10 protein-coding genes and 1 pseudogene are annotated in these 9,661 nt (G+C 69.4%); 8 read left to right on the forward strand and 3 right to left on the reverse strand.

What is annotated here, in order from left to right; translation table 11 throughout:
- Window positions 1-107 precede the first annotated feature (107 nt).
- Window positions 108-407: a hypothetical protein gene (locus QZV94_RS16040; RefSeq protein ID WP_293678946.1), complete on the forward strand. Its 300-nt coding sequence runs from the start codon at window positions 108-110 to the stop codon at window positions 405-407.
- A 70-nt stretch (window positions 408-477) separates the two neighbouring features.
- On the opposite strand, the gene QZV94_RS16045 is transcribed toward QZV94_RS16040, so the two are convergent.
- On the reverse strand, window positions 478-654 hold the full coding sequence (locus tag QZV94_RS16045) for a hypothetical protein (protein ID WP_293678948.1): 177 nt from the start codon (window positions 652-654) through the stop codon (window positions 478-480).
- A 78-nt stretch (window positions 655-732) separates the two neighbouring features.
- Between QZV94_RS16045 and QZV94_RS16050 the strand changes: the two genes are divergently transcribed.
- From QZV94_RS16050 to lexA, 4 genes are all read left to right on the forward strand, one after another.
- Complete coding sequence (locus QZV94_RS16050; protein WP_293678950.1) at window positions 733-1,323, forward strand: aminodeoxychorismate/anthranilate synthase component II; 591 nt, start codon at window positions 733-735, stop codon at window positions 1,321-1,323.
- Between the two features lie 11 nt (window positions 1,324-1,334).
- Window positions 1,335-2,348, forward strand: a complete 1,014-nt coding sequence (trpD, locus tag QZV94_RS16055; RefSeq protein ID WP_293678952.1) for an anthranilate phosphoribosyltransferase — start codon at window positions 1,335-1,337, stop codon at window positions 2,346-2,348.
- On the forward strand, window positions 2,345-3,124 hold the full coding sequence (gene trpC / locus QZV94_RS16060) for an indole-3-glycerol phosphate synthase TrpC (protein ID WP_293678954.1): 780 nt from the start codon (window positions 2,345-2,347) through the stop codon (window positions 3,122-3,124). Before trpD ends, trpC begins: the two co-directional genes overlap by 4 nt.
- A 120-nt stretch (window positions 3,125-3,244) precedes the next feature.
- The gene (gene lexA / locus QZV94_RS16065) at window positions 3,245-3,934 is read left to right on the forward strand and encodes a transcriptional repressor LexA (RefSeq protein ID WP_293678956.1); all 690 of its coding nucleotides are present in this window, start codon (window positions 3,245-3,247) and stop codon (window positions 3,932-3,934) included.
- Window positions 3,935-4,203: 269 nt separating this feature from the next.
- On the opposite strand, the gene QZV94_RS16070 is transcribed toward lexA, so the two are convergent.
- Both QZV94_RS16070 and QZV94_RS16075 read right to left on the reverse strand, forming a co-directional pair.
- Complete coding sequence (locus QZV94_RS16070; protein WP_293678958.1) at window positions 4,204-4,497, reverse strand: ASCH domain-containing protein; 294 nt, start codon at window positions 4,495-4,497, stop codon at window positions 4,204-4,206.
- Window positions 4,494-6,581, reverse strand: coding sequence for a ComEC/Rec2 family competence protein (locus QZV94_RS16075; RefSeq protein WP_293678960.1), 2,088 nt, complete (start codon window positions 6,579-6,581; stop codon window positions 4,494-4,496). Before QZV94_RS16075 ends, QZV94_RS16070 begins: the two co-directional genes overlap by 4 nt.
- A gap of 112 nt (window positions 6,582-6,693) precedes the next feature.
- Between QZV94_RS16075 and gltX the strand changes: the two genes are divergently transcribed.
- The 3 genes and pseudogenes from gltX to QZV94_RS16090 form a co-directional block, all read left to right on the forward strand.
- Window positions 6,694-8,085, forward strand: a complete 1,392-nt coding sequence (gene gltX / locus QZV94_RS16080) for a glutamate--tRNA ligase (RefSeq protein WP_293678962.1) — start codon at window positions 6,694-6,696, stop codon at window positions 8,083-8,085.
- Window positions 8,086-8,131: 46 nt separating this feature from the next.
- Complete coding sequence (gene gltA / locus QZV94_RS16085; protein ID WP_293678964.1) at window positions 8,132-9,412, forward strand: citrate synthase; 1,281 nt, start codon at window positions 8,132-8,134, stop codon at window positions 9,410-9,412.
- Between the two features lie 44 nt (window positions 9,413-9,456).
- Window positions 9,457-9,661 (forward strand): annotated as a pseudogene (locus QZV94_RS16090) (hypothetical protein); the annotation flags it as partial.

Consider the following 9,661-nt stretch of genomic DNA (forward strand, 5'->3'; position numbering starts at 1 on the left):
TGAGCCGACCTATCTAACCGCCGGTCCCGCCGCGCGTCGGACAGCCCCAGGCCGCCTTTGCAAGCCGTCGTGCTTGCGAGGTGGGGGGCACTCGGAGGCGCTTATCGATGCCCAGACACGTTCTGGCCGCCGCTCTGGCGTGCCTTATGCCCGGCCTCGCCCTGGCTGGCGAGCCGACGCCGCCCGCGGATCCGGCCGCTGCGCCGTCCGAGGCCGACAAGGCTTCCAAGGCGGACAAGTCCACAGCGATGCACGAGGACAGGGCGGCAAATCCGGCCGACGAGTCCGCGTCGCCAGCTTCGGACACCACGGCGGCGGCGACAGAATCCGCTAAGGACAAGCCGAACTACGATTGGAAGGCGAAGCCCGTCGAAAGCACGACCAAGGCGCCCGACGAGCCCCAGTAGCAGCGCGGGCGGTCAGGTGAGGCGCCAGGCTCCAGCGGCCGGGCGCTTCACCACCGCCTAGGAGCGCGCGTTACCCTGGCGCGCTCCTCGCCATGTGCTCCGTTGTCGCCGGCGGCGCCAGTACGGCAACCGCGGCGAACATCACCGAGGTCAGGGCAAGCGCCGTCGCCGCGACCAGCGCCGGCCACAGGGGATCGCGCCGGACCGGAGTCTTCAGCAGCGACCGCGCCGCAGTCACCTGCCTCATGTCCAGCCGGGAATCGGTTAACCCCATGCGCACAGCATCGCGCTTGGCGGCGGGTGCGGCAAAGCCTAGAGAAGCCGGATGATCCTGGTGATCGATAACTACGACAGCTTCACCTACAACCTCGTCCATTACCTGAACGAGCTGGGGGCGGAGACGGTCGTCCATCGCAACGATGCGATCTCCGTCGAAGACGCCCTGGATCTTCGGCCGGAGGCCGTGTTGTTGTCTCCAGGTCCCTGCACCCCCAACGAAGCCGGCATCTGTCTCGGGCTCGTCGGCCAGGCTCCGGAAACGCTGCCGATCCTCGGCGTCTGCCTGGGCCATCAGGCGATCGGCCAGGCGTTTGGCGGCGCGGTCGTCCGCGCGCGGGCCCTGATGCATGGGAAAACCAGCCTGATCCATCACGAGAACCGTGGTGTGTTCGCGGGCCTGAAGAACCCGTTCACGGCGACGCGGTATCATAGCCTTTCCGTGCGGGCGGACGATCTGCCACAGGTCCTGGAGGTCACGGCGCGTTCCGAGGACGGCGAGATCATGGGCTTCCAGCACCGGTCCCGACCGATCCACGGCGTACAGTTCCACCCGGAATCGATCGCCACCGAATGCGGCCATGAGCTGCTGGGCAACTTCCTCGACCTCGCCGGCGTGAAGCGCCTCAGCCAGGTCTGAGCGCCCCAGGCATGTCCGACGCCTTCAAGCCGCTGTTGTCGCGACTGGCCGACGGCGGAACGCTGTCCGAGGAAGACGCCGGAGAGTTCTTCGCCGCCTGCCTGCGCGGCGAGCCGACGCCAAGCCAGGTGGGCGCCGCGCTGACCGCCATGCGCATGCGGGGCGAGACGCTGGGGGAGATCGCGGCCAGCGCCCGGGCCATGCGCAGGGCCGCCGTGCACATCGACCCGCCCTACCCCACCATCGATGTGTGCGGGACCGGGGGAGACGGGCTGCACACGCTGAACATCTCCACCGCCGTCGCCTTCGTGGCGGCCGGCGGCGGTCTCAAGGTGGCCAAGCACGGCAACCGTGCGCTCTCGTCCAAGTCGGGCGGCGCCGATGTGCTGGGCGAGCTGGGTGTGGCCGTCGACCCAGGCGCCGAGCGGCAGCTGAAGGCGTTGGACGAGGCCGGCATCTGCTTCCTGTTCGCGCCGGCTCATCATGCCGCCATGCGCCACGTCTCGCCGATCCGCGCCGAGCTCGGCTTCCGCACGATCTTCAACCTTTTGGGCCCACTCACCAACCCCGCCGGGGCTCAGCGCCAGGTGGTGGGCGTGTTCGCCGAGCGCTGGGTCGCGCCGCTGGCTCAGGTCCTGGGTGTGCTGGGCTCAGAGCGGGCCTGGGTGGTGCATGGCGATGGTCTGGACGAGATGTCGACCACCGGCGAGACCAGCGTGGCGGAACTCCGCGAGGGCCAGGTGCGGCTGTTCACGGTCACGCCCGAAGCCGTGGGCCTCAAGCGGGCGGCCCTGGCCGACCTGACCGGCGGCGACCCGGTCCAGAACGCCGCCGCGCTCCGCGAGCTGCTGCGGGGCCGAGCCGGCGCCTACCGCGACATCGTGCTCCTGAACGCCGCCGCGGCCTTCCTGGTCGGGGAGAAGGTCGAGACCCTGCGCGAGGGCGTCGACCTCGCCGGCGCGGTCATCGACGACGGACGCGCCCAGGCCGCCCTGGACAAGCTTGTCGAGATCTGCGGCCGATGAGCAGCGACATCCTCGAGACCATCGCGGCGTACAAGCGCCAGGAGGTGGCGCAGCGCAAGGCCACCGCGCCGGCCGTGGCCAACGACCGCGCCTCGGCGCCACGCGGCTTCCGCGCCGCCTTGCAACGCGCCCATGCGCCCGGCCGGCTGGCGCTGATCGCCGAGATCAAGAAGGCATCGCCGTCGAAGGGCCTGATCCGCGCCGACTTCGATCCGCCCACGCTCGCCCGCGCCTACGAAGCCGGCGGCGCCGCGTGCCTCTCCGTGCTCACCGATACGCCCAGTTTCCAGGGAACGGACGCCTACCTCACCGCCGCGCGCGAGTCCGTCTCCCTGCCGTGCTTGCGCAAGGAGTTCCTGGTCGACCCCTGGCAGGTGGCCGAGAGCCGGGCCCTGGGCGCCGACGCCATCTTGGTGATCCTGGCCATGGTCGACGACAGCCTTGCCGCCGAACTGATGGCCGAGGCGCGCCGCCTTGGCATGGACGCCCTGGTAGAGGTGCACGACGCCGCCGAAATGGCCCGCGCCGGCGCGCTCGGCGCAGACCTCGTTGGCGTGAACAACCGCAACCTGAGGACCTTCGCCACCGATCTCGCGACCACCGAGCGACTGGCGGCGGCCGCACCGCCCGGCGCCCTGCTGGTCACCGAGAGCGGTATCGCGAGCCCGGCCGACGTCGCGCGCCTCGAAAGCGCGGGCGCGACCGCGATGCTGGTCGGCGAAAGCCTGATGGGGCAGGTCGACGTCGAGGCGGCGACTCGGTCCTTGCTCGGCTGAGTCGCCTGGCGGCGCGGATTTTCCGTAAATCTTTCAACGCCTGCCGCTGTAACTTGACATTAATGCGGAACACCTGGAGAACATCGCAAGACGTTTGCGATTTGTTCTTCGAGGTTCCCAATGCTCACGCGCAAGCAACACGAACTCCTGATGTTCATCCATGAGCGGATCAAGGAAAGCGGCGTGTCGCCATCCTTCGATGAGATGAAGGAAGCCCTCGATCTGGCGTCGAAGTCTGGCATCCATCGCCTGATCACCGCCCTGGAGGAACGCGGCTTCCTCCGCCGCCTTCCCCATCGCGCCCGAGCGCTTGAGGTTGTGAAGCTGCCTCAGCAGGCCACGCCCACCGCGCCGCCCAAGGGCCGCGCCCCCTTCAAGCCGCAGCTGGTTGACGGCGGGCCCACCCAGCCGGCCGCCGCCAACGACAGCCGCGAGCTCTCCATCCTCGGCAAGATCGCCGCCGGCACGCCGATCGAGGCGATCCAACAGGAGCGCGACCGCATGCCGGTGCCCGAGAGCATCCTGGGCGCGGGCGAGCACTTCGTCCTGGAAATCGCCGGCGACTCGATGATCAACGCCGGCATCCTCGACGGCGACTTCGTGGTCATCAAGCGCACCGATAGCGCCGTGTCAGGCGACATCGTCGTGGCGCTGATCCAGGGTGAGGAAGCCACGCTGAAGCGCCTGCGCAAGAAGGGCGCGTCCATCGCCCTCGAGGCCGCCAACCCGGCCTACGAGACCCGCATCTTCGGCCCTGACCAGGTGGCAGTGCAGGGCAAGCTGGTGGGCCTCATCCGGCGCTACCACTAACTCAACCCAGGATCGCGCGGGCAAGAGAGATTATCGCGGCCCATAGGCCGAGAGACGCGAGCACCGCGATCAGCAGGCCAGCGCCCGGGCGCCACTTCCCAGAGCGCGCGCGTCCCGTGTCGCGAGCCGCGCCGCTTGCAGCCAGGCGATGCTGAGCCCTGTATTGAGGCGCCGCTACTCGTACACCACGCTGCATGAACTCAGTTCCGACTGACCAGACCAGATGGCCGGCGCACGGCTACACTACACGTTTAACGTGTGTCGTGAAGTCAATTCGAACCCGGAGAGCCGGAGCGGTAGACAAAGTCGACGATGAACACCCGCTCGCCGCGACCATGCCGGGCCGTCGCCATCAACGCCTCGAGGCTCGCAAATCCACCCGCGCGCGCCATCGTCTCGGTGACGTCTTCCAGGTCGATCTCCTGCAGCCGCGTCACCTCGATATGCCCGTCCAGTAGCGGATAGCGACCGCCGACCCTCACCCGGGGTGTCTGCCAGATCCGCACGCTGGTGGTGATCTCCCCTGCACGGACCCGTTCCCGGAGCGGCCTAGCGAACATCATCGCGGATCGTGGCCCCACGTCCACGGCCGTCGGCCCCGACGATCCTGCGCCCAGACGATGCGCCATCCACGGTGGGACCTGTAGAGCTCGGCCGACCCGCCGCGCGCGAAATCCTCCCCCGTCAGCACCGTCGGCGCCGCGCAACTCTCGGGTCGGAAGCTATTGCGCAGGATCACCAGCTCCGCGCTGGCGCACATCGCCCCCAGCCGACCCGGCGCCAGCGGACGCCGCACGTTCCACGCCGCGGCCAGCCGGACCGGCGCCGTCGGCCTGGCCACACAGCTCCAGGAGTCGCACTCGAACCGGGCGTCGCGCGCTGTTTCGCTGGGCAGAGGCGTCAGGCCGCGCCGCCGCGACCACAGTTCGGCGCCGAACAGCTTCACGTCGGGCCGCAGCAACACCGCGTCGCGGCCCTCGCGCATGGCCACCGCCGCCCCGTCCGCGCTGACCCAGACGTCCGGCGGCGCCGGCCGCGGCGCCCAGAGGACAGCCAGGGCCAGCGGCAGGCCCGCCCAGCGCAGCGGTCCTCGCCAAAGGCACATGAAGAGGAGACCGAGGAAACTGACCGGCAGCACCCAATCCGGCGCACTGGGGATGACCACCTGCGCCAGCGGCGCGGCCGCCGCCCAGGCCGCCACCTGATTGATCAGCCCGATCGACCAGCCGGCCACCTCCAGCGGCGCCTTGCCCAGCCCGAACGGCGTCAGCGATGCGCCCAGCGCCAGCCCCGGCATCATCAGGAAGGAGGAGATCGGCGCCACCGCCAGGTTGGCGAACAGGCCCCAGGTGGAGACGCGGTTGAAGTGCTGGATGGCGAAGGGCCCCGTAGCCAGTCCCGCGACGAAGCTCACCGCCAGGCTGGCGGCCGTCCAGGTGACGGCGGCCTGGGTGATCCGGATCGGCCAGGGGACGTCGATCTCCTTCAGCGGCCGCGGCCAGATCTCGGCCAGCGCCACCAGGGCCGCCGTCGCGGCGAATGACATCTGGAACCCGGGCTCGGTCACAGCCTCCGGCTGCAGCAGCAGCACCGCCATGGCCGCCAGGGCCAGGGCATGTAGGCTGATCCCCTGGCGGTCGACCAGCACGGCTGCGAAGGCGACCGAGGCAGTGATCGCCGCTCGCTCCGCCGGCGGCGGCGCGCCCGACAGCACCAGGTAGCCCAGCACCGCTGCCAGGCCGACGACCGCCGCGGCCTTCTTGCCGTGGATTCGGAGCGCCAGCCAGGGCCAGGCGGCGATCAGGAGTCGCGCCAGGCCGAAGGTGAACCCGCCGACGATCGCCATGTGCAGGCCGCTGATCGAGATGATGTGCGCGAGACCCGCGGCGCGCAGGTTGTCCACCTGCTCCCGAGGGATGAAGGCCTCGTGCCCGGTGGTCATCGCCGCCGCCAGCCCTCCGGTCTCCGGCCCCAGGGTCTCGACGATCCGCCGGGTGAGCGCCCAGCGCGCCGCGTTGATCCGCATGGTCAGCCGCAGGCGCCATGGCGCGGTCGCCTCTGCCGACACCGTCTCGGGCGGCCGCAGCGCCAGGCCCACCGCGCCGATGCTCTCGAAATAGGCATCGCGGGCAAAGTCGTAGGCTCCGGGGCTGGCCGGCGGCGGCGGCGGGTTGAGGATCGCCAGCACCCGCACCGCTTCCCCCGGCGCCGGCAGCGGCGTCCCCGGCCGCAGCGTCATCCGCGATCGGACCGGGGTCGCCTCGGCCGCCCAGTCACCCACCCGGATCGGCGCCAGCAACAGTCGCTGGCCCCCCTGGCCGGGGGCGGCGACGTCCACCACCCACGCCTCCACCCACTGCGGCCGCGCGCCGGCCTGCGCCACCGGCGCCTTCACGGCCTCGGCCCGCAGCTTCGCCACCGCGAAACCACCCACCGCGCAGGCGCTCAGCATCAGCGCAATGCTGGTGGCCCGCCAGACGCTCCAGCGCCGAGCCAGGAGCAGCGCGGCCATCACCGGCAGCAACGCCCAGCCGATCCACGCCTGCGGCTCGCGCAGCAGTCCGAAATAGGCCGCGCATCCCAGCCCAAGCGCCACCGGCGTCCACAGCGTCCAGCGGTCGGCCTGGGCCTCGAGCTGCTCGGCCAACCAGTCGCCCGTCCGCCGCAGGCTAGGCCGCCATCGAGCGCGCGTGTTAAGAGGCGCCGCCCCCACGTCGGAGGTCAGCGCCGCCGCGCCCTCCCCAACCCCATCGAGCTTGATGTCAGACCGCCCCGTCCGCACCCGGATCGCCCCCTCGCCAACCGGCATGATGCACATTGGCACGGCCAGGACCGCGCTTTTCAACTGGCTTTACGCTCGCCACACGGGCGGGAAGTTCCTGTTGCGCGTCGAGGACACCGACCGGGAGCGCTCCACCGAGGCCGCTGTGCAGGTGATCTTCGACGGGCTGACTTGGCTGGGGCTGGAGCCCGACGAGCCTCCGGTGTTCCAGCACGCCCGCGCCGACCGCCACCGCGAGGCGGTGGCCGAGCTGGTCGCGCGCGGCCAGGCCTATCGCGACTACATGCTGCCCGAGGAACTGGAGGCCGAGCGCGAGCGCGCCCGCGCCGAGGGCCGGGTGGTGCGCTCACCCTGGCGCGACGCCGATCCGGCGACCTGGCCCGACCGCCCCTACGCCGTGCGCCTGAAAAGCCCGCAGGACGGCGACACCGTCGTGGCCGACGCCATCAAGGGCGACATCCGCTTCCAGAACACGAGCCTGGACGACCTCATCCTGCTGCGCTCGGACGGCAACCCCACCTACAACCTCGCCGTCGTGGTGGACGACCATGACATGGGCATCACCCACGTCATCCGCGGCGACGACCACCTGAACAACGCCGCACGCCAGATGATCATCTACCAGGCGCTGGACTGGGAGGTCCCGGTCTGGGCGCACCTGCCGATGATCCATGGCCCGGATGGCGCGAAGCTGTCCAAGCGCCACGGCGCTCAGGCGCTCACCGAATTCGACGACATGGGCTACCTGCCCGAGACCCTGCGCAACTACCTGGCCAAGCTGGGCTGGGGGCACGGGGACGACGAGATCTTCTCCGATGCTCAGGCCATCGCGTGGTTCGACCTGATCGACGTGGTCAGTGCTCCGGCGCGCCTGGACTGGGCCAAGCTCAATCACCTCAACAACCACTACATCCGGCTGGCGGAGCCGGCGCGGCTGGCGCTCCTGGTCGACGATGTCCTCGAGGATCGCGGCGTCAGCCTGAAGCAGGGCGATCTGGCCCTGATAGAGCGCACCCTCCCCCTCGCCCGCGACGGCGCCAAGACCACCCCGATGTTCGTGCTGAAGACCCGGCCGCTCGAGCTGCCGGAGAAGACCCGCACTCAACTCGCGGAGCCGGAGATGGCCGGCCGCTTCGTCCGCCTGCGCGCGGCCCTGGGCCAGGTGTCCGATTGGTCGGTCCCGGGTCTGGAGGGCGCGCTCCGCGGCTTCGCCGAAGCGGAAGGCGTCGGCCTGGGCAAGATCGGCCCGCAGCTGCGTGCGATCCTCTCCGGCGGAGCGCCCGCCCCGGACCTCGCCGGGGCGATGACAGCGCTCGGCCGCGACGAGAGCCTGGGGCGCCTCGACGACGCGCTTTCGCTCGTCTCGTAAAAAGGTATAACCCGAACGGGTGTTAAGCCGCAGACATGGGGGTCATATGGGCGAGACTGCGAAGTTCCAGGTCGGCGGCAAGACGGTCGATCTACCGGTTCTGAAGGGCACCGCCGGCCCCGACGTCATCGATATCCGCAAGCTCTACGCGGAAGCAGATGTCTTCACGTACGATCCGGGCTTCACGTCGACCGCGTCCTGCGAGAGCAAGATCACCTTCATCGACGGGGACGCGGGCATTCTGCTGCACCGCGGCTATGCCATCGACGATCTGGCTGAGAAGTCGACGTTCCTGGAAGTCTGCTACCTGCTGCTGCACGGCGAGCTGCCGGGCGCGGCCCAGTATTCAGAGTTCGAGCAGACCATCACCTATCACACGATGGTTCACGAGCAGTTCGACCGCTTTTTCCAAGGCTTCCGTCGGGATGCTCACCCGATGGCGATCATGTGCGGCGCCGTCGGCGCGATGAGCGCCTTCTACCACGACAGCACCAACATCAATGACCCGGAACAGCGGATGATCTCCGCCCACCGGCTGATCGCCAAGATGCCGACCATAGCCGCGCGGGCTTTCAAGTATTCCCGCGGCCAGCCGTTCGTTTATCCGCGCAACGAGCTCTCCTACGCCGAGAACTTCCTGCGCATGTGTTTCTCGGTCCCCGCCGAGGACTGGAAGCCCAATCCGGTCCTGACCAAGGCGATGGACAAGATCTTCATCCTGCACGCCGACCACGAGCAGAACGCGTCGACCTCGACCGTCCGCCTCGCCGGTTCGTCGGGCGCCAACCCGTTCGCCTGCATCGCCGCCGGCATCGCCTCGCTGTGGGGCCCCAAGCACGGCGGGGCGAACGAGGAGTGCCTGAACATGCTGGCCGAGATCGGCTCGGTCGACCGCATCCCCGAGTTCGTCCAGGGGGTGAAGGACCGTCGCTACCTGCTGATGGGCTTCGGCCACCGGGTCTACAAGAACTACGACCCGCGCGCGAAGGTGATGCAGCAGGCCTGCCACGAGGTGCTGAAGGAAGTCGGCGCCGAGAACGACCCGTTGCTGCAGGTGGCCATGGAGCTCGAGAAGGTCGCCCTCAGCGATCCATTCTTCGTGGAGCGCAAGCTCTACCCGAACGTCGACTTCTACTCCGGCATCACCCTGCGCGCCCTCGGCTTCCCGGCGGACATGTTCACCGTGCTGTTCGCCCTGGCCCGCACCGTGGGCTGGATCGCGCAGTGGAAGGAAATGATCGAGGATCCGTCGCAGAAGATCGGCCGCCCCCGGCAGATCTACACCGGCGCCCCCGCTCGTGACTTCACGCCGCTCAACAAGCGCTAGGCTCACTGTCGCCCTGGTTGCAATTCGGCAATAGACGCCTAAGGATGGCCGGACCGAACACGGTTCGGCCATTTCCTTGGGAGGGCGACGTGCCGATCATGGCGATCTACCGTTCCGCGGGCGTCACCGCGCAGGACTATGCGAATTTCCGGGCGGAGCTCCCCTTGAGCCCTGCGCCGGCAGAGGGCATCTTTTGGAGCATGCCCCACTGCACGGTCGACCTGCGGGTCGGCGGCCGCTACCGCTACG

The sequence above is a fragment of the uncultured Phenylobacterium sp. genome (assembly GCF_902826855.1).
GTDB lineage: Bacteria > Pseudomonadota > Alphaproteobacteria > Caulobacterales > Caulobacteraceae > Phenylobacterium.